Here is a 22,729-nt window from a genome sequence, read left to right on the forward strand (position 1 = left end):
ATGAGCTATTACAAATTGACCTCTGATCAATTATTGAAGATAAATACCCTTGCCGATTTGAAAAAGGCGGGTTATCAAAGTAAATCTGTAAAGGATGAACTTCGCGACAACCTCATCAAAAAGCTAGTGAACAAGGAGCCTACTTTTGAAGGTATTTGGGGCTATGAAGATACCGTAATTCCTGATGTGGAGCGCGCCATTCTTTCCAAGCACAACATGAATTTGTTGGGTTTAAGGGGGCAGGCCAAAACAAGAATTGCCCGCCAAATGACCTTGCTTTTGGATGAGTATGTGCCCGTCATTGAAGGCTCTGAATTGAATGATGATCCGTTGAACCCCATCACCAAGTTTGGGCTAGAGAAAGTAAAGGAAATGGGAGATAAAACGCCTATTGCTTGGCTTCATCGCAGCGATCGTTATTCTGAAAAATTGGCTACACCCGATGTTTCCATTGCGGATTTAATTGGCGATGTCGATCCAATCAAAGCTGCTTCTTTGAAGTTACCATATTCAGATGAGCGTGTGATCCACTACGGCATGGTGCCGAGGTCGCATAGAGGCATTTTTGTCATCAATGAATTGCCAGATTTACAAGCCAGAATTCAGGTGGCACTTTTCAATATTTTGCAAGAAGGCGATATTCAAATCAGAGGTTTCAAACTGAGACTTCCTTTAGATATTCAGTTTGTGTTTACCGCAAACCCTGAAGATTATACCAACCGAGGCAGTATTGTAACTCCTCTGAAAGACCGTATCGATAGTCAGATTATCACCCATTATCCAAAAACTTTGGAAATAGGAAAACAGATTACGGTGCAAGAGGCAGACATTAAGGAGGCGCAGAAAGAGAAAATTGTCTTGAATGAAATTGCACAAGACCTCATTGAGCAAGTGGCGATTGAAGCCCGAAACAGTGAGTATGTAGATGAGAAAAGTGGGGTTTCGGCACGACTGACCATTTCGGCTTACGAAAATTTATTGAGTGCTGCGGAAAGAAGGGCTTTAATGAATGGTGAAAACCAAACCTACGTTCGTATTTCCGACTTTGTAGGGGTAATTCCTGCCATTACCGGAAAGGTAGAATTAGTATATGAAGGCGAACAAGAAGGGCCTGGAATTGTAGCGCACAACTTGGTGGGCAAGGCCATTCGGACACAGTTTTTAGATTATTTTCCAAACCCAGACGAAAAGAAGAAGGACAAAGGAGAAAAAGCGGAAAACCCTTACAAAGCGATTATTAACTGGTTTGGAGAAGGATACACGATTGACTTACTGAATAACCTTTCAAATGAGGCTTATGAAAAAGCGCTGCTGGCAGTGCCTGGTTTATCGGATTTAGTAAAGAATAAGTACCCTAAAAAATCTAAACATGAACAACTGTTCCTCATGGAGTTTGTGCTTCACGGCTTGGCTGAATACAGCAAACTGAGCAAGGCTGCATTGGATACAGGCACCCGCTTTAAAGACTTACTCAGCAGCATGTTTTCCATTGATGACATGGAAGGTTTTGATGAAGACGAGCTGAGTTAAGCTTTAAGAAAAGATCAAACTAATTATAAAGGCTCTTCGGAGCCTTTTTTCGTTTTATGCGGAGATTAACCGGTCTAATCTCAGCAGTTTTTAAAGAGAAAAGTCTGTGAGTCTGGTGGGGTTTCTATCATTCAATCACAATATCAAAGCCATTCAACAATGCGAGCACCTCAGGATTAGAGAATTTTGCTTTTTTTAGGCGATTATCATTCGGGTTGAATTGGTAACCATAAGCTTCACGAAAATCGGTTTTGGATAAATTACAGTTCACGAAAGTGCTACCTACCAAATTTGAGCCTTTGAAAATGGCGGCAGATAAATCGGTGTCTATAAAATCACATTCCTTGATTTCACTATTTAAAAAACGGGTAGAAGGAATTTTCAACCCTTTGAAATAGCAATAACTGATTTGGCAATTTTCAAACGAGAAAGACAGTAGCATTTTACTGATGGGCTCGAAATCAATCCCACTAAGCTTACAGCCCTTGAAGCTAATGTCATCCCATTTGGCACTCACCACTTTCACCGCAGTGAGGTTGCAGCTTTCGAAAGTACAGCCCTCAAACGAGCTACTTCTAAAATCGGCACCAGTTAAATCGCAGTTAACAAAGTGGCATTCATCATAAAATTCACCATCAAACAAATGACCTTTAAAGTCTTCGTTCTTAAATGTGATTTCGCTGTGTTCTTTCATGGGAATGTTTTTATCGTTGAGTATTCGATCCTTCCCCTAATTCTCGAGGTTAGGATAGAAAAATGAGCGGACGGGTTTCAATTGGTTTTTGAAGTATATTCAATCATCATTTTCTACAAACATTAAACTTTTTCTTGTAAGCTCATCATAAGTTATGTGCACAATGCTTTTCATCCTGACGCAGGAAGGATCTAAACTTCTCGATTAGCAATACAATTTCTAGATCCTTCGCTACCACTCAGGATGAAAAGAAGAGTGCGTAGAATAACAGTTGAGCTTAATTTTGACAATGTAAGGTATAAGAAATTGGATAGTGAGAGTACACTTACTTCATTGCCAATAACTGTGTGGAAGTAAACTGCCCATTTTCTTTTCCTGACCCCGGGAATTCGGGAGAAGAAACTAGAAACCGATCCTGAATAGAAAATTCCGATTTACCAATTCCTCCTAACTCATTCCTCTTAACTAGTAACTATTTACCTTTTCCTGAGCCAAGCGTCTCTTCTCGCTTTTGCCTTGGCGTCCGCGTTGGCGTCCATTGCGGTTGACCAAGCTTGAGCTTCTTCTAAAGTAAGTTTCGAAGTTTTCTCTTCGCCCCAAATTTTGCGGTACTTAATCTCAATAGTATCGCCCGGTTTGTGTGCGGCTATAATTTCGTTGATGTTAGAGTCATCAGTCAATACGGTTCCGGCTAGGCTCAAAATCACATCTTCTGATTCTACACCAGCTTTATAGATTGGCGAGCCCACTGTGGCGTTGCCTGTCAGTTGCCAGCCGTCTCTTTGCTTGCGAATGTTGCCGCCTATGCTTGCACGGCCTTCCGCTCGATTAGTGTAGGTCACGCCCATTTTCTTGAACAAGCTTGCGTAATCTGGCATTTGACTGTCCAAAATGTATTTTCCGAAAAACTCATTGGCGAAGCTTTCTCCGGCATATTCAGCCATTCGGGCCTGTAAGTCGCGAACGGTGTAAGGAATTTCCGTTTTGCCGTGCTTCTGCCAAACGTATTTCATGTAATCATCTAAGTTTTTACCATTGTCCATGGTGCGTAAGGACATATCCAGCGCCAAGCCCAATACCGAACCATAGGTGTAATAAGAAATGAAAATATTGCTCAGGTTGGTGGGGTCAATCGATGTGGCTGCATCAACAAATGGCGCCTGGTAACTCATTTCAATTGGGTTGTGGTAATTTCGGCCTGGGGCTGTCATTACATAACCGACACTTCCGCCCAATCCGTTTACATATTGATCAGTGGAAATACTTCCAGAACGCGCCTGCATTAAGGCAGTGTAATAACTGGTAAATCCTTCGGCAAACCACAATTCACCCGACATGTTGGCGTCTTCAAAACTGAAAGGTTCTAAAGATTTAGGCCGAATGCGTTCCACATTCCAGTTATGGAAAAACTCATGCGACATGGTGCCCATCGAGGTGGAGCCTAGCGGCCTTTCTACTGGCAATCCACTTACTACATAAGTTGAGTTTCGGTGCTCCATACCATCGCCACTGGCATTGGGCATATAGCAAGAAAGGAAAGTATACTGACCGAAATCATAAGTAGCCAATTCACCAAAAACTGCTTTTTGCTGCATTACAATACCCATAGTTTCTTCAAAATAAGCATCCACTTCTACATCGGTAGTGCCGTCTTTATGCAAGGCCAAACGTATGGTTTGTCCATCTACATTTCTTTCTCTGAAATACAAATCGGCAATTTCGGTGGGGCTGTCCATTAAGTAATAGGTGTTTGGCGCGTAGAATGTATTATTGCCCAAATCTTTGAGTTGAGTAGCTACTTTCCAGTTTCTGTCTTCCCTCACATTGAACTTTACTTTTACCGGACGTTGGTCTAAACCTCTGGCCCAAGCCAAAGTAGCGGGCATGTTGAGGTGGGCGTGGCTTTCATCAATGCCAGAATAAGTACCGCCCGCGCGGTTGGCATAAAGCGTATATTCAAAGTTGACTGTCCCGTTATGCCCAGCCACATTCCACTGATAAGGGTTTTCTCTGGTAATAGGCAAAGCCTTTCCATTGCCATCTGTTGCCTTAACGTTGTACACGTTTTTGGCAAACTCATGCACGGCATAACGGCCAGGCGAACTGCGGCTCATGCGCACTTCCAATACTTTGTTTTCTAAGTTGCTGAACTTGATTTTAATATTTGCTTCGTGGTGTACTGCATTGTCAAACGAAAGTTCGTATTCGTTGTAGGTTTGGGCTTGTAGGCTGATGGCCAAGAAGCTCAGTAAGGCTATGGTTAGGTTTCTTAGTTTCATGTTTTCGACTCAAAGTTGGATGTTGTTGTATTAATCTTCTCTTCCAAAGATTGCTGTATTCTGGATACAAAGGAATCAAAATAAAGAGAAAAGCAAAATGTAGAAAGTTGCCTCAAAACCAAACTGCTATTCCTTAGCAGTCACGGATAGTTAATCGTTAGCTAGAATTCTTATGTGACTGTTATGTGACTAAGCCTAATAATAATAGCTATATTTGCTCATAAACAACAATTTTAATATGATTTATGAGTGATCGAGAACTGAACATCCTGTTGAGTGAGTTGCGTTCACTTCCCAATGAAACAGAGTGGCTTGAATTCAAGGTTAATAATGATGTTGAACTTGGAGAGTATATTTCAGCATTATCAAATTCGGCATGTATTCATGACAAACCACATGGGTATATTGTGTTCGGCATTGACGACAAAACTCACAGAATCGTTGGTACAAACTTTAACCCCAATAAAAAAGGTAAAGGCAATGAAGATCTAATTCCATGGATCACTAGACTTTTGAATCCAAGAATTCATTTTGAAGTATTCACTATAAATCACGCTGAAGGAAACGTAGTTATATTCCGAATAAAGGCAACAACGAACACTCCTGTTGCATTTCAAGGTACTCCTTTTGTCAGGATTGGCTCTTACAAGCAAAAACTCTCGGATAATCCTGAAAAAGAAAGACTGATCTGGACTAAAAAGCCAGTTGTTCAATTTGAGAATGAAATAGCAGAAGATAATTTAGACATAGACCAAGTATTAAAACTATTAGATTATCCATCATACTTCGATTTAATGAATATCCCACTTCCATCGGATAAAAGTGGGATAGCTGAAAAGCTAATAAATGAGAAGCTTATTCTGAAGGAAGGTTCTAAATATGCCATCACAAACCTTGGAGCCATACTATTTGCAAAGGAAATAGAACATTTTGAAACTCTTGAAAGAAAGGCTGTTAGAGTCATTATATATGATGGAAAGAATAAAAGAAAAACTATAAAAGAACAAACAGGAAAAAGAGGTTATGCTGTTGGGTTTGAAGGCCTAGTAAACTATATAGATGACCAACTTCCATCTAATGAGATAATAGATAGTGCTTTAAGAAAAGAGGTGAAAATGTATCCTAAATTGGCGATTAGGGAACTAGTAGCGAATGTAATTATTCATCAAGATTTTAGAGAAAGGGGTACTGGTCCGATGGTAGAATTATTTTCTGACAGAATCGAGATTTCTAATCCAGGCAAGCCATTAATTAATACGCTCAGGTTTGTAGATCATAATCCTCAGTCAAGAAATGAAAGATTAGCACACTTTATGCGGAGATTGAATATATGTGAGGAAAGGGGAAGTGGAATAGACAAGGTTCTATTCGAATGCGAATTTTTCCAACTTCCCGCTCCAAAGATCATTGAAGGCGAGAACTACACTAGGATCATTTTGTACTCCTATAAGACTTTACGTCAAATGGATAAAGAGGATAAAATTAGAGCATGTTATATGCATAGTTGCTTAAAAATTGTATCCGGAGAATACATGACAAATCAAACACTCCGGGAGCGGTTTGGGATTGATGAGAAGAATTATTCTATAGCATCAAGAATAATATCAGAAACGATTAAATCTGGTTTAGTGAAAGACTATGACCCTGATAGTAGCTCTAAAAAACACGCTAAATACGTTCCATTCTGGGCTTAGTTTAAGTGATGCTAATGTGACTGAGCTAGACAAATCCTCTTTAAAAGGGCAGAGAAGCAATTTCTTATGTGATAAAATCTTGCTAATCGAGTACCACCTCGCCAATTGTAACTAACGAGGTGCGGCTCTCACATCTCATAAAAAAACGATCAATGTTTTAGTAAACCCTACTTTGATAGTATCAAATGATACTATCATAAAACCCCAAACGATTACTTATAAACCGCCCTTACCTCCACCTCAATAAAGATATTTGGGTTGACCAAAGTGTAAACGCCAATGGTTGATCGGGCTACTTTATTGGGGTTTTCTTCGGTTGCGAAGAATTCAGCATAAGCTTTAAACCAGCCATCAAAATCAGGTTTGTTGTCGTTTTCTGGGTCGGGAGCAACATACACTTTCATGGCTACTACATCTTCTAAACCCAAACCTTCTTCGCCCAAATAATCCGCAATTCGCTTAAGGGTGCTCACGCTTTGTTCATAGGTATTCCCAAATCGCTCGCGGTCGCCTTCGGGCTTGGTTTCATCTTTTGGATTGGCCACTATGCCACTGGCAAAATAGATGCTTTTTCCCGCAGGTACTTTTACTCCTTTTAGAATAGAAGAGCCTTCTCTTTCGAAGCGAACAATCTCCTCTGTGGAGTGCTCATTATCATCATCGTTGTCTTCGGTTTCACAAGAAGGAAGGACAGCTAAAATAATAAAGAGAAGTAAAAGGTGTTTAGCTTTTAGTGTCATTGGTTTAGATTTTAAGTTGAAGATACAAAAGTTAATATATGGTTCGAATTGGAGCCGCCTTAATTCCTATAATCTGACCTTAGGTAAAAAAACGCCAGCCAGATCAGGCTTTCTGTATTATCTTAGAAAAAAATATTTATTCTAGAAGAAGGGAGAATGCGAAAGCAGTGAAGCATTGGATAGATATTTGCAGAGCCAAAAAGAGTTTTGATAATGTGTTGGCTTGGTATTAATTGATCAACGGGAGCGCAAATATTGCTTCTTCCCAAAAAGAAGAGATAATTGGAAAGGAACATAATTGAAGAATTGGGCAGTTTAGCTTTGGCTACTCGCCTGAAAAACTTAAGCGAACGGTTGGCCAAAGATGTGGCCGCTATTTATAAAGAATCTGACTTCGATTTTGAACCCCGTTGGTTTGCTGTGGTTTATGCCCTAAAGAATGGGGAAGAGCTGGCAGTAACAGAGCTGGCAGCCAGTTTACAACAAACCCATCCTGCCGTAAATCAAGTCGCAAATATTTTAGTAAAGAAGAAGTTGGTGATAGAATCGAAAGATGATGCCGACCAAAGAAAGCGCCTTTTAAAGCTGAGTGATTCTGGAATGGAATTGGTAGGTAAAATGGAAGGCCTTTGGCTTAAAATTAAAAAGGCCAACGATCAGCTTTTAATCGATAGCAAGCAAAACTTCCTAGACGACATAAAGACCATAGAATCTGCATTAGATGAAAAATCCATGTATGACAGGGTGAAGTCGCTATTGTAATTCTTACCATATCAATTCGAACCGCTTAAAGCTCATAAAATCTTCTTTATTCTCGGAGTTTTCTGGATGGTTAATGGAAATGTAAAGACCATCTTTTCCAACAAATGAATTGTAGGGAGCCAGCTTTGCGTTTTTCCCGAAGTACGTTTCTCCAACTGGACTCAAGTCCTTATCCAATATTAGAATTGAAAAAGTTTTAGGGAATGACAAAAGCTGAGAGATATTGTCTCCCTCTTGTATTTCAACCGCTGGAAAGCAAAACCTGTAATATACCTCTCGGTATTGATCATAAATAATGTTTCCATAATGAGGTGTCACAATCGGATACATCCCTCTATCCTCTGGCGAACCATCTGTAGGGTAGCGGTCGATACTTTTCTTAAAATATTTACTTTCTGCTAGTACAGGCGTGAGTTTTGAGTTTGGCGAATCTGAATAATAAACATTATGATCTCCAAAAAATGAATAAACAAACTTAGAGCCAGCGCTCATACTGAAACGGAAATAAGTCTTTTTGTCTCCCCAATATCCCTTCGGGAAAAAATGTGGAAGGGGAGTAGTCCGGCCTGAATTAAGATCAATAGAATATGCTAAATGTGTAGAGGCCATTTGATCGTCTGAGAGTAAGTATGGATTCCCCATAAAACTAGTTTTCACTATGAGATTACCGTTTGTTAATGCCGAGTTCGAGGGAAAAGCACTAGGTCTAAACGAGGCATTGGTATAGCCCAAAGGGGGTTCATATTTCAATCCTTCCACCGAACCCTTTAAAATGTTGGACTTGTAAACTGAATTTTTGTTAGCAGGGAAAATAATGATACTGTCGAATCGAACAATATGAAAGGCTGAGATTTCTCCTACTCCCTTTGGTCCATCAATATCATAAGAGTGTTGGTAAACCAGTTTCTGCTCATTAAGGGAGTAAGCCTGAATTTCATTGGTTTGCTGATTTAGGGAAAACAACAAACCGTCCTCAGAATTATCGTGGTAGGCTAAGAAGCTACTGACATTTGAGGTACTATTATCTATGGGGAAGTTAATAGTTTCACTGGGGACTAAGCTTGCCTCAGGCTTGTCTTTTGGCTTGGAGTTTCCACAGCTGAAGATCAAAAAACTAAAGGCTATAATAGCGAGAGTGTAAAGGCTTTGTTTCGTTTTCATAAGGTGAATCTAATGTAAACTAATTTTATAGTTTTATGTAAGGTTGAACAAATATTTCTGCTCTAGAATCGTGCAGCCTACTGTTCGTGAACGTTCATTTTTCAATGCTACTCTATCTGAATAATTTTTTAAGGTGTTGTTTAACAGTGGATTATATTGATGAATCGAATTAGGTATGTTTTTTGGTAAGCAGTTACGTATTAACTTAATAAACATGCCAAGAATCGTCATTTCTCTTCTTATAACTTTTTGTTCGGTTTGTTTACAAGCTCAATCATTTAACCGAACGGAAGTGGTTACTCAGCTTGCTCAAATCATGGATCGCAATTATGTATTTCCAGAGAAGGGAAAGGCCATGAGCGACCTGATTTTATCAAAACTGAAAAACGGAGAATACAAAGCCATTGAGTCCCTTGACGATTTAGCCAAACAGCTTGATGCCGATTTAAAGTCGGTGGCCAATGACAAGCATATTCGGGTAACTTATAACCCTACACGTTTTAAGGCCATTCAGCAAGGTAGCCCGACAGGCGGCAGGCCAGCCCAAGGAAATTACGGATTTGAAGAGGTAGATATTCTTGAGGGAAACATTGGTTATTTGGACCTAAGAGGTTTTTCGGATATCCGCTTTGCGGAAGAAGTAGCAAAGGCAACAATGGATGAACTGATTCAGTCCGATGTTATAATCTTCGACCTAAGAAAAAACGGTGGAGGTTCTCCGTCCATGATCAGGTTTATTTCTAGCTACCTTTTTGGTGATAAACCTGTTCACTTAAATACTTTTTATTGGCGACCAAGCGACAGGTATTCAGAAACATGGACATCCCCAGACTTAGCGTCTGTTTATAAACCGAATGTGCCGGTTTATGTGCTCACCAGTAGTTACACTTTTTCGGCTGCAGAAGAGTTTACCTACAACTTAAAAAATTTAAAACGTGCCACCATTATTGGGGAAACCACTGGCGGAGGGGCGCATCCAGGTGGACCAATGCTGCTAACAGATGGTTTTATTGTCAATGTACCTCAAGGCAGAGCCATTAATCCAATTACCAAAACCAACTGGGAAGGAGTGGGGGTGAAACCCAATATTGAAATCAAAGCTGATGCCGCTTTGGATAAGGCATTGGAGCTTATTAAAGCAAAGAATTAGGAAGTCAAGTTTTTAAGTATGATCAAGAACTACATCAAAATCGCATTCAGAAGTCTATTGAAAAGTAAGGCTACTTCTGTTATTAATGTACTAGGTCTTTCAATTGGTATGGCCTGTTGCATTGTTATTTTCTTATTCGTTCAGAATGAAATGTCTTATGACAGATTTCATTCTAAATCAGACAAAATATTTAGGGTGCTCACTATCGACAAGGCACTAGGGGTAAGTAATAGTTTAGTAGGGATTACACTTCCTGTTTTAGGTGCTTCTATGGAAGATAATTTTCCGGAGGTGGTGAATAGAGTAAGAATGCTGCCGCAAGGAAGGCAACGGATTACCTACGAGCAGCAAGGCTTCTATACCGACCATTTTGCTTATGCCGAACCCTCAATTTTTGAAATGTTTGATTTTAAACTGGTAGACGGAGATGTAGAGAATGCTTTGAAAAACCCCAATACTGTGGTGGTAACTCAGAGTATGGCCGAGAAGACTTTTGGCTCAGATAATCCTATTGGAAAGCGAATTGATATTGGAGGTCAGCCGGGTTTGGAAGTGGTAGCAGTAATGAAAGATGTAACCGAAAACAGCCACCTTAATTTTGATGTAATTGTTTCTATGCAGCAAGCAGATACTACATCGGGCTTTGCGCAATTCCTCAATTCTTGGCGAAGCATCAGTATGGTTACTTATGTGGAGCTGGCCAATCCGGCCAGTGAAGAAAGTGTGGAGGAGAAAATGGAAACCTTGATTAGAGCGAATAATGTAGGAGAAAACTTTAGTGTTACACTACAACCACTAAAGGATGTCCATTTAAAATCGAGCGGAATTCTTTTCGAGAACTACAACTTGAATAAAACTGATGAAGGTTATGTATATACACTGGCAGCAGTTGGGCTTTTTGTAATGTTGATCGCGTCTTTCAACTTTATGAATTTATCTACGGCCAGATCGGCCAATAGGGCGATGGAAGTGGGGGTACGAAAAGTGTTTGGGGCAGTGAAAAAACAGCTCATCAATCAATTTATGGTGGAATCAGTTTTCCTTTGCCTTTTCTCTCTGTTCGTAGCCATAGGTTTAGTCGCAGCTTTAGGCTCTTTTGTCAACCTTCCGTTTAGTAATAACTTGGCCATTCACTTTATTTCTAACCCAGTCTGGGTTGTTGGGGCATTGGTTTTTACTGTAATTCTAGGCTTGTTTTCTGGGAGTTACCCAGCCTTTATGCTGTCTAGTTTCAGTCCAATTAGTATTCTTCGTGGTTCATTTAAAACCAGCGGAAAAGGAGTTTTACTAAGAAAATCCTTGGTGGTTTTTCAGTTTATGGTGTCCATAGTGATGATTATTGGAACCGCCATAGTGTATGACCAACTGCAACTTTTACGCAATGCCGACAAAGGTTTTGATACGGAGCAAATTCTCACTTTAGATGTAAGTCACCCAAGCCTGCAACCTTCCATTCAAGTGCTTAAAAACAAGCTAGAGCAAAACCCTTCCATTTTGGCCACAGCCGGAACCGCCTCTATGCCAGGGAGAACCTTTGGCCGAAGAGGTGTGCGGCCTGAGGGTGCTGCGCCAGATGATACCTGGATTGTTAGTGTGCTAAATTTCGATGAACATTTTGTGGACTTAATGGGGATGGAAATTGCCCAAGGAAGACTTTTCAATCGAGAAATAACTACAGATCAGCAACAGGCAGTAATGATTAATGAGGCCATGGCAAAGCAGCTGGGTTGGGAGAATCCTATTGGTAAAAAACTAACTTTTGGTCAAAACGAGTCTACCATTATTGGCGTAGTGAAGGATTTTCATTTCGCTTCACTTCGCTATCAAATAGAACCGCTGGCTATGTTTTACAGTCCTGATGGAGGAGGTAGTTTGGCCATTAAATTGAATGCCGCAGATATAAGCAAAACAATGGCTTTTGTGCAATCTACTTGGGACGAAGTGTTTCCGAATAGCCCTTTGGAATATCGTTTTTTTGATGAAGAATTTGGTCAGCAATATCAGTCCGATGAAAAGTTCGGCACCCTAGTTTTTAGCTTTACTTGGCTCGCCATTTTTATTGCTTGCTTGGGTTTGTTTGGCCTTTCGGCTTTTACTGCACAACAAAAAATCAAGGAAATAGGAGTAAGAAAAGTGTTAGGAGCTTCTGTTTTGGGTATTGTTGTATTGCTTTCAAATCAGTTTACTAAGCTTATCATTCTTGCTGTGATTTTGGCCAGCCCTTTGGCTTATTATATGATGGAATACTGGTTGAGTGATTTCGCCTATCGTGTAGAAATTAACTGGCTTTGGTTTTTAGCATCTGCCATCGTGGCATTGCTTATCGCTTTAGCTACGGTCACCTATCAATCCGTAAAAGCGGCAATGGTTAATCCTGCCAAATCATTGAGGTATGAATGAGTAGAATTTAGCAAACTTTAACATAATGGAGAGTAAGGGTCGTAACCTAAATGCTTAGAATTGGTTTAATTGTTGTTACCCAAAGAATGTGACCATCGGTAAAGACGAAAAGCGCTTATTTTCGTTAGATTTATATCCTTACCTCTATTTGGGTTTTTTGAGTTTGAAAAGCTTACTACGTATTATGAAATTGTTTAAAAAGTTAATTATCATACCTGCTCTCATACTATTGGGCAGCACCAATATTTACGCTTCCGATGCGGCTGATACTACAAAATATTTGCAGCCGAAAGCTGAGCACATCAAGGAAGCCATTATGGTCACGCAAATCCTTGATTATTTCCACTACCGAGATGTTGATTTAAATGACTCATTGTCATCTGTCATCCTTGATAATTTCATTGAATCACTAGATGCGAGTAAAAATTACTTTTTGGCTTCAGATATCAAGTCATTTCAAAAATACCGATTTGCCTTTGATGATGATTTGAAACGAGGAAATCTAGTGCCAGCATTCTACATTTTTAATATTTATAAGAAGCGTGTTGAAGAACGCTTAAAATATGCGTTGGCAGAATCAAAAAAGAAATTTGATTTTACGAAAAACGAAGAGTTTGTTTTTGATAGAGAGAAGGCTCCGTACCCACAGTCACTTCAAGAGCAAGATGAGCTTTGGAGAAAAGTTGTAAAACATCAGGCTTTGAGTTTAAAGCTTAGCGGTTCTGATGATAATAAGATTTCTGAAACGCTTGTTACGCGTTATGAACGTTTCAAAAGCAATGTAGATAAATACAATAGCACGGATGTCTTCGAGATTTTAATGAACTCTGTTACCGAAGCCTTCGATCCACATACCAATTATTTTGGACCAAGAAGTGCCGAAGATTTTCAGCGTGAAAGCTCTAAAGCCATGGAAGGAATTGGAGCAACTTTGCAGCAAGATGATGATTTCACCAAGATTGTTGAGTTGCGCCCTGGTGGTCCGGCTTTCTTAAGTGGCCAAATCGATATTGACGATAGAGTAGTAGGTATAGCTCAAGGAGCCGATGGTGAAATGGTTGATGTTGTAGGCTGGAGGTCTGATGAAGTGGCAGGTCAAATTAGAGGACCCAAAGGAACCTTGGTTAGAATTGAATTTTTGCCTGCCGGTAGACCAATTGGTAGCCAAACCAAAATAGTAAATATTGTTCGAGATAAAATCAAGTACGATGAAGCCAAGGCGAAAAGCCAAGTGGTGCAGTATGAAGAAGGTGGTAAAACATACAACTTAGGTATAATTACCCTTCCCGATTTTTATTTGGATTCAGAAGGTCTTGAAGAAGGCGAAAAGGATTTTAGTAGTGCCACCAGTGACGTTAAAAAGTTAATCACTCAACTGCAAGAAGATGGGGTTGATGGCGTGATGCTTGACCTTAGAAATAATGGTGGAGGCTCTCTGCTTGAGGCCATAAGTTTATCAGGGCTGTTCTTGCCAGGTGGGCCAGTGGTTCAAATCAAATACGCCAACGGGCAAATTGCCAAAGAAGACGATAAAGAGAAAATGTTTTATTCGGGGCCATTGAGCGTAATGACCAACCGTTTTTCAGCTTCGGCTTCTGAGATTTTTGCTGGAGCATTGCAGGATTACAAAAGAGCGGTGATTGTTGGTGAGCAAACTTACGGAAAGGGTACAGTTCAAAACGTAAGAGGTTTGAATGATTTCTTAAGAGAACCGACTACCGATGAATTAGGCTTGATTAAATACACAATTGCCAAGTTCTATAGAGTATCGGGAAGTAGCACTCAACATTTAGGGGTTTCGCCAGATATTAGTCTACCGTCTGCTTTTAGTGCCGAAGAATTTGGCGAAAGTTCTAAGCCAAGTGCCCTACCTTGGGATAAAATTCCAGCAGCAAAGTTTACTCCTCTTGATTATGTAGACAATGATTTGATTGCTCAGCTGAGAAAATCGCATGAGAAAAGGTTAAAGACGGATCAGAGCTTAATTGATTACCAATATGATATTAATGAACTGAACAAAGCAAGAGCGAAAACTACAGTTTCATTAAACTATGAAGTGCGTAAGAAAGAAGCTGCAGACTTTGAAGCTAAAAGAGATGCTAGAGTGAAAATCGGAGACTCATTAAAAGAGCTAGGCTCAAGCAAAGGTGTGAAAAACCATGCTTTAGACGAATTGAAAGACCCTTTCTTAAAAGAGAGTATTATACTTCTGGCAGAACAGATTGCCGCCAAGAGAAGTAAAGGATAAGTAGATAAAAGATTTAAAATAAAAATGGCTGGACTTCAGAAGAGGTCCAGCCATTTTATTTTTCCCCAGATCAAAACCTAATTAGAGATTCGCGATCTGGATATAGTTTTATTTAGCATAGTTAACGGCTCTCATTTCACGAATCACCGTCACCTTAATTTGTCCTGGGTATTGCATGTCTTTTTCGATTTTCTGCGAAATATCAAACGAAAGCTGACCAGCAGTAGTATCAGAAACCGAATCGGCATCTACTAAAACTCTAAGTTCTCTACCTGCTTGAATTGCGTAACATTTGTTTACACCATCAAAGTCTAGGGCGAGCGCCTCAAGGTCTTTTAATCGTTTGATGTACGATTCCATCACTTCTCTTCTAGCACCTGGGCGAGCTCCTGAAATGGCGTCACAAGCTTGAATAAGTGGAGAGATCATTGAAGTCATTTCGATTTCATCGTGGTGTGCTCCAATTGCATTACAAATTTCAGGATGTTCCTTATATTTTTGAGCCAATTCCATTCCTAATAATGCGTGAGGAATTTCTGGCTCTTCTGGCCATACTTTCCCAATATCGTGAAGTAACCCTGCTCTTTTTGCACGCTTGGCGTTTAAGCCTAGCTCTGAAGCCATTGTGGCGCAAAGTCTGGCTACTTCTCTTGAATGTTGAAGTAGGTTTTGGCCATAAGAAGATCTGAACCTCATTCTACCAACTAATTTGATGAGCTCAGGGTGGAGGCCATGAATACCTAAGTCAATCACGGTTCTTTCGCCAATTTCTACAATTTCCTCCTCAATATTTTGTGTGGTTTTGGTAACGACTTCTTCAATCCTTGCTGGGTGAATTCTACCATCGGTAACTAGCCTATGTAATGAAAGTCGAGCGACTTCTCTTCTTACTGGATCGAAGCCAGAAATGATGATGGCTTCAGGCGTATCGTCAACAATGATTTCTACTCCAGTTGCCGCCTCTAGTGCGCGAATGTTCCTTCCTTCCCTACCAATGATTTTACCTTTAACATCATCGCTTTCTATATTGAAAATAGATACACAGTTTTCTACTGCGTGTTCTGTAGCTGTTCTTTGAATAGATTCAATGACAATCTTTTTTGCCTCTTTTGCGCCCGTAAGCTTGGCTTCATCAATAATATCTTTGATGAGTACTGATGCTTTCGATTCTGCTTCAACCTTTAAGGTTTCCATCAGTTGTTCGCGGGCTTCGTCAGCTGAAAGTTGGGCTACTTTTTCAAGTGCTTTTACTTTTTCATCTACCTTTTTTTCTAGGTCTTCTTTTCGTTTTCTAACGATTTCTAGCTGAGCTTCTACATTCTCTTTGGCGCTATCAACTTCAGCTTCTTTTCGCTTTAATTTTTCTAGTTGCGCATTGAGAGTAGCTTCTTTTTGTTTCAGCTTGTTTTCATTGCTAATGATTTGGTTTTTCTTACGATTAACCTCGTCTTCAAATTCAGATTTTAGCTGTAGGTACTTTTCTTTGGCCTCAAGAATTCTGTCTTTTTTGAGGGTTTCGGCTGTAAGTTCAGCCTCTTTCATTATTAATTTGCCTTTTTCTTCAAGTTCTTGGGCGGCCTTCTTGTTAACTTTTTGTAACAGAAGTCTCCCTATGAACACCCCTATAGCCAACGCTCCGATGGCCGTAATGAGGATTGTAACTGTTTCTCCCATATGTGAATCTATAGGTAGAATTGGAAGTGTACTGAAACGTATTCTAAAGCGATATTTAAGGAATTAGGAGAGGGCGGTTTTAATTATGTTTTCAAGTTGATCTAATTGGTCAGAGGTGGTAGAATCTATTGATGCTACTTCGCTTTCCACTTTCATCTTTGCGATTAAACTATCAAATGCAACCATTGCCAATAGATCTTCTTTATCATCTATGCCAAATTGGTCTCTGTAAGATCGTAATTTCTCATTTATAATCTTGCCTGCATTACGTACCCTTTGCTCCTCTTCAGGTTTAACTTTCATGGGGTACTCTCGGTCCCCAATTTTGATTTTTATTGATAGAATGTCTACCATATGATAATACTACTCACTTAAATGAGCAATACATTTATCTATTTCCTTAATGTACTCGTTTAACTTATGTTTCAACGCTGTAGACTCTTCCTTTTCTACGGTTGTGTTTGATACAATTTTAGTGATTTTATCCTGATTTTGAAAATCAGCAATTTGAGATCGAAGACTAACAATTTGTCCTTTTAGCTCAGTGTTTTGGTTTGCTAACGCTTTGTTCTCTTGCTTCAATGCTTCATGTTTATTCACCAGTTGCTTCAACTGTTGTTGTACATGATCTAAACGTTGAAAAAGCGATAATTCTGCCATTTTATTTTCTTATTACTGCCCCAAGCTCGCGCTCAAAACCTTGCATTAATCGGCTCATACATTTGTCAATCACCTTGTCGGTCAATGTCTTTTCTTGGTCTTGAAGATAGAAACTGATGGCGTAGGCTTTTTTGCCTGCGTCAATTTTATCGCCTTCATAAACATCAAAAACACTAATACGATTGACCAGTGATCGCTCAAGCTTTTCTGCTAACTTCCGAATGTCATCAAAATTTACGGCTTTATCAACAACTAATGATAAGTCTCTTTTTACCTCTGGGTATTTAGAGATGGGCTGGAAGGTAAATTCAGAAGATGATAGCTTTTGAATATAGTCCCAATCGAAATCAGCAAAGAAAACTTCGGTAGATACATCGGCTAACTTGGCAACTTCTGCATTTACCTTTCCAAGCTGCACGATTGGTTTTTTATTGGTAGAAATGCTTAGCCCATAACCGAATAAATCACTGTCAGTTTCTTGGCTTTCAATTTTATGAATACCAAACTTGGCCAATAATTTAAGTACAATGGCCGATAGATCATGAAAATTAACTTTTCTGCTTGGTGCCAGCCAACTTTCAGGCGCGGAATTTCCTGTTATAAACAATGAAAGCCTAGAACGCTCTACATATTTTTCTTTGATGAAATGATAGGTGGTTCCGAACTCGAAAAGTTTTAGGTCACCGTTCTTACGTTTTACATTTCTATCAATAACCTCAAGGCCATGGAATAAAAGTGTTTGGCGCATTACGTTCAAATCTTCACTTAAATAGTTGAGAATTTTAACGTTTTCATTTTCGTCAATAGCTGCTGTTCCAGTTGAATAGCCATCTTTAGTAAGCGAGTTAGTGACTATTTCATGAAATCCTGCACCTGCCAATAAGCGAGAGGTTTCTTTTTTAATTCCGTCTGCATCTGTAGAAGGAAATTCCGATAGGAAAGTGCTGCTTAAATGGTCATCAATTTCAATATTGTTGTAACCATAAATTCTCAATACCTCTTCCACAATATCAGCTTCGCGCTGAACATCTACACGGTATGGAGGAACAATGGCAGTAAATCCAGTTTCAGTTTCATTCTGAATTTGAATATCTAGGCTTTCTAATATTGACTTGATTCTGTCATTACCTATTGCTTTTCCAATCAGTCGGTCAATGTTCGCAAACTTTACGTCTACTTTAAAATCCTCGATAGGTGTTGGGTAGAAGTCGGCAAGAGGTGATGAAATTTCGCCTCCGGCAAGCTCTTTGACAAGCAATGCAGCATATTTCAAAGCGTAAACGGTAATGTTAGGGTCAGTTCCACGCTCATAGCGGAAAGAAGCATCCGTTTTTAATTGATGCTTCTGAGCGCTTTTTCGAATGTAATCGGGAGAGAAATAAGCGCTCTCTAAAAATACATTTTTCGTAGTTTTTTTAACACCTGACTTGATGCCCCCAAATACCCCGGCAATACACATTCCGCCAGCTTCATTACAAATCATCAGGTCTGTATCGGCTAGTTTCCTTTCTTTCTCATCAAGGGTTGTGAATGATGTTCCTTCAGGAAGCGTTTTTACGGTCACTTTGTCGCCAACAATTTCATCTGCATCAAAGGCATGCATTGGCTGACCAAGGCTATGGAGTACAAAGTTGGTAATGTCAACCACGTTGTTCGTAGGCTTAATTCCAATGGCATTTAGTCTAGCCTTTAACCAATCAGGGGAATCAGTTACAGTAACTCCAGTAATGGTAAGGGAAGAATACCTTGGGCATGCTTCGGTATTTTCAACGGTTACCGGAACAACTCTTTTCTCAATATCTACTTTGAAGCTTTCAACTGATGGGAATGTAACAGGTCTATTTAGTAGAGCTTTTAGGTCTCTGGCCACACCAATGTGTGAAGCACCATCGGCCCGGTTTGGTGTTAAACCAATTTCAAAAACGAAATCAGATTCTAAATTGAAATAATCTGCTGCGGGTGCTCCGTTTGGCAAATCTGTATCGAGTACTAAAATACCATCATGAGATTGGCCAAGGCCTATTTCATCTTCGGCACAAATCATCCCTTCAGAAACTTCTCCTCTAATTTTGGCCTTTTTTATTTGGAATGAATCGCCAGAGCTTGGATAAAGAGTAGCGCCAACAGTTGCAACAATTACTTTTTGACCTGCTTTCACATTTGGAGCGCCACATACAATAGGAGAAAGTTGCTCTTCACCAATGTCAACGGTAGTTACACTTAATTTATCTGCGTTGGGGTGTTTTGCACAAGTGATTACTTCACCTATTACCAAGCCTTTAAGGCCTCCTTTTACAGATTCTACTTCCTCCCAAGTTTCTACTTCTAATCCTGAGCCAGTTAAAAGTGCTGCAATTTCTTCTGCAGATTCAGTGATTTGAATATATTCTTTAAGCCAGTTAAGGGAAATCTTCATGCTGTTATTTTACTTGTTCCACCCAATTTAGGTGAAAGAGCAAAATTAATGATTTAAGCTTTCCAACAATGTGCTTAGTCGTTTTTGTAGAGCTTTTCGCCTGCTTTAATCGGAACTTTCAGCAAGTTTTCGGCAGGAGGGATGGGACAGCTATATTCTGGGTTGAAATGGCAATAAGGATTATAGGCGGTATTGAAGTCTAAAACCACAGAATTTGTGCCGTTTTCCATCAAATCAATATATCTGCCACCTCCATAAGTTTCATCACCGCTGGTGTCATCTGCAAACATTAAAAACAGCCGGTTTGGGTTAATATCGTCCCAATCTTTGTAGAGCAATAGCCTTTGTGGTTTTCCTTCTAATTCAAACTCGGCATGAGCAAATGGAATGTATTTTTCTTGTTCGCCAGTAGTGGTAGTGATAAAGATTGGTACCTTCTTTTCGATTTCAACTAGTCGCGCCAAGATTTTATAATCTTCGTTTACTGGGTAGTAGTTCAACTTGGTGAAAGTTCTCTTGTCTTCTTCAAGTAAAGGAGAGCTAGAAGCCAGCATACGCTTGTCTTTGTCCTTTCTTTCTGTTTCAATACGTGCGATGTATTCTTTCGAACTTTCCCCGACAGTGAGAAAGTTAAATACGGTTACACCTAAAAGCAAAACGATCAAAATAACGAAAATAGTGCTCCTTTTCATGCTGTAAAGTAAGGTTGAAAAGGCTGAAACTCAAATGGAAAATTGATTTAAGTATGGGTTAAATTAAACTTTCGTCAGCGAAACTGAAATATCCATCATCTGTAAAAATGATATGGTCTAGAACAGGAATTTCTAGCAGATTTCCCGCGTTTTTCAATTTTTCAGTGAGTCGAATATCTGCTTGGCTAGGTTTTAGGTTGCCCGATGGGTGGTTGTGAACCAAGATGATTCCACTGGCCAAATCTTCCAATGCCTTTTTAAAAATTACTTTGGGGTCGGCTACTGTGCCTGAAACTCCGCCTAGGCTAATTACTCTTTTTTGAATTACCTCATTGTTTCTTTTGAGCATAACTACCCAAAACTGTTCAACCGGTTGGTCCATCAGCTCGGGTTTCATCAGCTCGTATACATCTCTTGAATTGGTGATTTTTAATTTCTTATCCGACTCAAATGATTTCCTCCTTCTACCTAATTCTAAGGCGCTCACAATAGAAATGGCTTTTGCTTCACCAATACCTTTGAATTGTTGAAGTTCAGTTACCGACTGTTTGGCTAATGTGTTGAGGTCGTGATTGGAGTGGGCGAGAATTTTTTTAGAGAGGTCTACAGCGCTTAATTCACGTGAGCCAGAGCCGATAAGAATGGCTATTAACTCAGCATCGGACAGGGCTGCCTTGCCTTTTAATAGTAGCTTTTCGCGTGGCCGGTCTTCTTCAGCCCATTTAAGAATATTCAGTCCTTTTTCCATTTATATTAGAATGGGAAGACTGAATATAATAAAAGTTGATGGATATTAAATGTTGGACAACAAAAAAAACCGAACCCTGAAGAGTTCGGTTTCAAGTATCGTTAGTAATTAACTCTTAAAGGCTGTTTACCAGCTTGGTTAATTTTGATTTGTTATTGGCAGCTTTGTTCTTGTGGATGATATTGTTCTTTGCTAGTTTATCAACCATTGAAATAACTTTTTTCAATAACTCTTGAGCCTCAGACTTATCTGAAGTATCTCTCAATCTCTTGATGTAAGTACGAGTGGTTTTGTGCTGATAACGGTTTCTCAATCGTTTAGCCTCGTTCGAACGTATTCTTTTTAATGCAGACTTATGATTTGCCATGTATTTATTACTTACAATTTCTCAAATTCGGGACGCAAAGATAGGTCTTAAAATAATATTAACAAATACATGCTGTTAAAATTATTCTGAATAAATAGCTTTGCTTTCACCATTCTATTTACTTGAGGTTTTTTTGAGTTTGAATGTTTCAGTTCCAGATTTGCTGATAAAGCCCTTAGGCCTATCTGCTTCGGGGTCATCAGATAAAAGCATCATGATTTCATTTTTGCCGCTAAACTCGAAAATGCCCTTTATTCGAGAGAACTCTACATTGAACATGGTGAAAACAATGTCGATTTGGTGAGGAACAACATCCATGTTTAATTCATAACTAAGTCCAGCTGGAATATCTTCGATTTCAAAATTCTCACCTCCCATTACTTCATCACCCGAAATTATGGTGATAACATTGTTGTCTTCAAATGTTATCTCTACATCTTCAGCATCCCCCAAACTTGTTCCATTCCAAACACCTGTTATTCTAGGGTTTGTTGAGTTTTCAGGAGCACTATATGGTTTTGTCGTTTCAGTTGTTGGCTCTGGTTCTGCTATTTCTGGCTCTATTTCTGATTCTATTTCTTGATGCCCTACACTTGTGATGTAATAGTCAGATTCCCAGTGTTTTCTGATTTCTTCCTTAGGAAAGCTCTCTGAGGTTATAAGTTGTTGGGATCTATTGTCGGTGTATTTTGAAAGAACTAATACCCATCGATCGTTTAGGTATTCTAGTTGAGTAATAGAGTAACCCAAGGCTAAGTTTTCTTCAATTTCTTCTGTTGGGAATGTTTCAGAAGTACGCCATCTCTGCAAGGTGATATCATCGGTTTTTGAGCCTACTAGCGCCCACTTTCCTTGACCATAAGCCAATTTAATAATGCTTCTTCCCTCATCCCAATACTCTTTAATTTTATCTTTTGGAAATTCAGTGGTTGTAGACCATTTTTGACCAGAGTAACTGCTGCCCTTAGACATAACTAAGGCCCAAACATTATTACCATAGGTTAACTCCGTAATAGCATATCCAGCATCCCATAATTCTGTTATTTCATCTTTTGGGAAATCTACGCGCGTTCTCCATGACTGTAAACTATAATCTGAGGTTTTGGATGATATAACAGTCCATAAATTGTTATTATAGCTTAGGCTAGATAAATAATAATCGTTGTCCCAATCATCGCTTATTTCTTCTTTAGGAAAATCAGTTCTAGTTTTCCATTTCTGAGCTGTAATGTTGCTACCATAGGTCATTACTAAATGATACTGTCCAAAACTTATGTTCGCAGTCAATACCAATATGGTTACAATGAGTATTAGAGATGAATTCTTACGCATTTCTTTTTATTGGGGAAGCCTAAATTTATTTATTCAAAACTGAAATTCCATATTTTATTGTCTGCAATGAATACTGAATTAGGTTTAATTCTAAAAATCTGTATTAGAGTCAGCCTTGATGAGTCTAGAAGTAATGTTCAGTTTACTGAAGAAAGCCTATTAGCTTAGCTCCTTTTGTAGGT

The 22,729-nt window shown here is 39.3% G+C and carries 18 protein-coding genes; 6 read left to right on the forward strand and 12 right to left on the reverse strand.

Annotated elements, in window-relative coordinates; genetic code table 11:
• Nucleotides 1-1,530: a P-loop NTPase family protein gene (locus tag OB69_RS09770; protein WP_053223543.1), complete on the forward strand. Its 1,530-nt coding sequence runs from the start codon at nucleotides 1-3 to the stop codon at nucleotides 1,528-1,530.
• 127 nt (nucleotides 1,531-1,657) lie between these two features.
• Here the strand turns inward: OB69_RS09770 and OB69_RS09775 are convergent, their stop codons facing one another.
• The gene (locus OB69_RS09775) at nucleotides 1,658-2,224 is read right to left on the reverse strand and encodes a pentapeptide repeat-containing protein (RefSeq protein WP_053223544.1); all 567 of its coding nucleotides are present in this window, start codon (nucleotides 2,222-2,224) and stop codon (nucleotides 1,658-1,660) included.
• Between the two features lie 476 nt (nucleotides 2,225-2,700).
• Nucleotides 2,701-4,503 carry a M61 family metallopeptidase gene (locus tag OB69_RS09780; RefSeq protein WP_053223545.1) on the reverse strand — a complete coding sequence of 601 codons (1,803 nt, stop codon included), beginning with the start codon at nucleotides 4,501-4,503 and terminating at the stop codon, nucleotides 2,701-2,703.
• 245 nt (nucleotides 4,504-4,748) lie between these two features.
• On the opposite strand from OB69_RS09780, the gene OB69_RS09785 reads away from it, so the two are divergent.
• Nucleotides 4,749-6,197 (forward strand): ATP-binding protein, encoded by a 1,449-nt coding sequence (locus OB69_RS09785; RefSeq protein WP_053223546.1) that lies wholly within the window; start codon nucleotides 4,749-4,751, stop codon nucleotides 6,195-6,197.
• A 212-nt stretch (nucleotides 6,198-6,409) separates the two neighbouring features.
• Here OB69_RS09785 and OB69_RS09790 read toward each other — a convergent pair whose 3' ends face one another.
• Nucleotides 6,410-6,937: a RidA family protein gene (locus OB69_RS09790; RefSeq protein WP_053223547.1), complete on the reverse strand. Its 528-nt coding sequence runs from the start codon at nucleotides 6,935-6,937 to the stop codon at nucleotides 6,410-6,412.
• A gap of 282 nt (nucleotides 6,938-7,219) precedes the next feature.
• Between OB69_RS09790 and OB69_RS09795 the strand changes: the two genes are divergently transcribed.
• On the forward strand, nucleotides 7,220-7,699 hold the full coding sequence (locus OB69_RS09795) for a MarR family winged helix-turn-helix transcriptional regulator (protein WP_053223548.1): 480 nt from the start codon (nucleotides 7,220-7,222) through the stop codon (nucleotides 7,697-7,699).
• Nucleotides 7,700-7,702: 3 nt separating this feature from the next.
• Here the strand turns inward: OB69_RS09795 and OB69_RS09800 are convergent, their stop codons facing one another.
• A complete protein-coding gene (locus OB69_RS09800) occupies nucleotides 7,703-8,860 on the reverse strand; it encodes a DUF4221 family protein (RefSeq protein WP_053223549.1) in 1,158 nt (385 codons plus the stop codon).
• Nucleotides 8,861-9,074: 214 nt separating this feature from the next.
• On the opposite strand from OB69_RS09800, the gene OB69_RS09805 reads away from it, so the two are divergent.
• From OB69_RS09805 to OB69_RS09815, 3 genes are all read left to right on the forward strand, one after another.
• Nucleotides 9,075-10,010, forward strand: a complete 936-nt coding sequence (locus OB69_RS09805) for a S41 family peptidase (RefSeq protein WP_185096895.1) — start codon at nucleotides 9,075-9,077, stop codon at nucleotides 10,008-10,010.
• Nucleotides 10,011-10,028: 18 nt separating this feature from the next.
• Complete coding sequence (locus OB69_RS09810; RefSeq protein ID WP_053223551.1) at nucleotides 10,029-12,410, forward strand: ABC transporter permease; 2,382 nt, start codon at nucleotides 10,029-10,031, stop codon at nucleotides 12,408-12,410.
• A 184-nt stretch (nucleotides 12,411-12,594) separates the two neighbouring features.
• On the forward strand, nucleotides 12,595-14,658 hold the full coding sequence (locus OB69_RS09815; RefSeq protein WP_071426768.1) for a carboxy terminal-processing peptidase: 2,064 nt from the start codon (nucleotides 12,595-12,597) through the stop codon (nucleotides 14,656-14,658).
• A gap of 108 nt (nucleotides 14,659-14,766) precedes the next feature.
• Here OB69_RS09815 and rny read toward each other — a convergent pair whose 3' ends face one another.
• From rny to OB69_RS09855, 8 genes are all read right to left on the reverse strand, one after another.
• A complete protein-coding gene (gene rny, locus OB69_RS09820; RefSeq protein WP_053223553.1) occupies nucleotides 14,767-16,332 on the reverse strand; it encodes a ribonuclease Y in 1,566 nt (521 codons plus the stop codon).
• Nucleotides 16,333-16,395: 63 nt separating this feature from the next.
• The gene (locus OB69_RS09825) at nucleotides 16,396-16,635 is read right to left on the reverse strand and encodes a cell division protein ZapA (RefSeq protein WP_245620799.1); all 240 of its coding nucleotides are present in this window, start codon (nucleotides 16,633-16,635) and stop codon (nucleotides 16,396-16,398) included.
• 60 nt (nucleotides 16,636-16,695) lie between these two features.
• Entirely contained in the window at nucleotides 16,696-16,992 is a 297-nt protein-coding gene (locus OB69_RS09830; protein ID WP_053223555.1) for a hypothetical protein, read from the reverse strand.
• A gap of 1 nt (nucleotide 16,993) precedes the next feature.
• A complete protein-coding gene (gene pheT, locus OB69_RS09835; protein WP_053223556.1) occupies nucleotides 16,994-19,408 on the reverse strand; it encodes a phenylalanine--tRNA ligase subunit beta in 2,415 nt (804 codons plus the stop codon).
• Nucleotides 19,409-19,482: 74 nt separating this feature from the next.
• Complete coding sequence (locus OB69_RS09840) at nucleotides 19,483-20,100, reverse strand: DUF1684 domain-containing protein (protein ID WP_053223557.1); 618 nt, start codon at nucleotides 20,098-20,100, stop codon at nucleotides 19,483-19,485.
• Nucleotides 20,101-20,158: 58 nt separating this feature from the next.
• Nucleotides 20,159-20,848, reverse strand: a complete 690-nt coding sequence (gene radC, locus OB69_RS09845) for a RadC family protein (RefSeq protein ID WP_053223558.1) — start codon at nucleotides 20,846-20,848, stop codon at nucleotides 20,159-20,161.
• Between the two features lie 115 nt (nucleotides 20,849-20,963).
• On the reverse strand, nucleotides 20,964-21,215 hold the full coding sequence (gene rpsT, locus OB69_RS09850) for a 30S ribosomal protein S20 (RefSeq protein WP_053223559.1): 252 nt from the start codon (nucleotides 21,213-21,215) through the stop codon (nucleotides 20,964-20,966).
• A gap of 114 nt (nucleotides 21,216-21,329) precedes the next feature.
• Nucleotides 21,330-22,547 (reverse strand): DUF7477 domain-containing protein, encoded by a 1,218-nt coding sequence (locus OB69_RS09855; protein WP_157608540.1) that lies wholly within the window; start codon nucleotides 22,545-22,547, stop codon nucleotides 21,330-21,332.
• Nucleotides 22,548-22,729 lie beyond the last annotated feature (182 nt).

Origin of the sequence: Roseivirga seohaensis subsp. aquiponti (assembly GCF_001267955.1) — a bacterium.
Taxonomy (GTDB): domain Bacteria; phylum Bacteroidota; class Bacteroidia; order Cytophagales; family Cyclobacteriaceae; genus Roseivirga; species Roseivirga seohaensis.

Excerpts from the sequence above, each read along its gene's own strand:
- OB69_RS09770 (WP_053223543.1), top strand. The coding sequence starts at position 1 with ATGAGCTATTACAAATTGACCTCTGATCAATTATTGAAGATAAATACC.
- OB69_RS09805 (WP_185096895.1), top strand. The coding sequence starts at position 9,075 with ATGCCAAGAATCGTCATTTCTCTTCTTATAACTTTTTGTTCGGTTTGT.
- rny (WP_053223553.1), bottom strand. The coding sequence starts at position 16,332 with ATGGGAGAAACAGTTACAATCCTCATTACGGCCATCGGAGCGTTGGCT.
- pheT (WP_053223556.1), bottom strand. The coding sequence starts at position 19,408 with ATGAAGATTTCCCTTAACTGGCTTAAAGAATATATTCAAATCACTGAA.
- OB69_RS09840 (WP_053223557.1), bottom strand. The coding sequence starts at position 20,100 with ATGAAAAGGAGCACTATTTTCGTTATTTTGATCGTTTTGCTTTTAGGT.
- OB69_RS09785 (WP_053223546.1), top strand. The coding sequence starts at position 4,749 with ATGAGTGATCGAGAACTGAACATCCTGTTGAGTGAGTTGCGTTCACTT.
- OB69_RS09825 (WP_245620799.1), bottom strand. The coding sequence starts at position 16,635 with ATGAAAGTTAAACCTGAAGAGGAGCAAAGGGTACGTAATGCAGGCAAG.
- radC (WP_053223558.1), bottom strand. The coding sequence starts at position 20,848 with ATGGAAAAAGGACTGAATATTCTTAAATGGGCTGAAGAAGACCGGCCA.
- rpsT (WP_053223559.1), bottom strand. The coding sequence starts at position 21,215 with ATGGCAAATCATAAGTCTGCATTAAAAAGAATACGTTCGAACGAGGCT.
- OB69_RS09815 (WP_071426768.1), top strand. The coding sequence starts at position 12,595 with ATGAAATTGTTTAAAAAGTTAATTATCATACCTGCTCTCATACTATTG.
- OB69_RS09790 (WP_053223547.1), bottom strand. The coding sequence starts at position 6,937 with ATGACACTAAAAGCTAAACACCTTTTACTTCTCTTTATTATTTTAGCT.
- OB69_RS09800 (WP_053223549.1), bottom strand. The coding sequence starts at position 8,860 with ATGAAAACGAAACAAAGCCTTTACACTCTCGCTATTATAGCCTTTAGT.
- OB69_RS09810 (WP_053223551.1), top strand. The coding sequence starts at position 10,029 with ATGATCAAGAACTACATCAAAATCGCATTCAGAAGTCTATTGAAAAGT.
- OB69_RS09780 (WP_053223545.1), bottom strand. The coding sequence starts at position 4,503 with ATGAAACTAAGAAACCTAACCATAGCCTTACTGAGCTTCTTGGCCATC.
- OB69_RS09855 (WP_157608540.1), bottom strand. The coding sequence starts at position 22,547 with ATGCGTAAGAATTCATCTCTAATACTCATTGTAACCATATTGGTATTG.
- OB69_RS09775 (WP_053223544.1), bottom strand. The coding sequence starts at position 2,224 with ATGAAAGAACACAGCGAAATCACATTTAAGAACGAAGACTTTAAAGGT.
- OB69_RS09830 (WP_053223555.1), bottom strand. The coding sequence starts at position 16,992 with ATGGCAGAATTATCGCTTTTTCAACGTTTAGATCATGTACAACAACAG.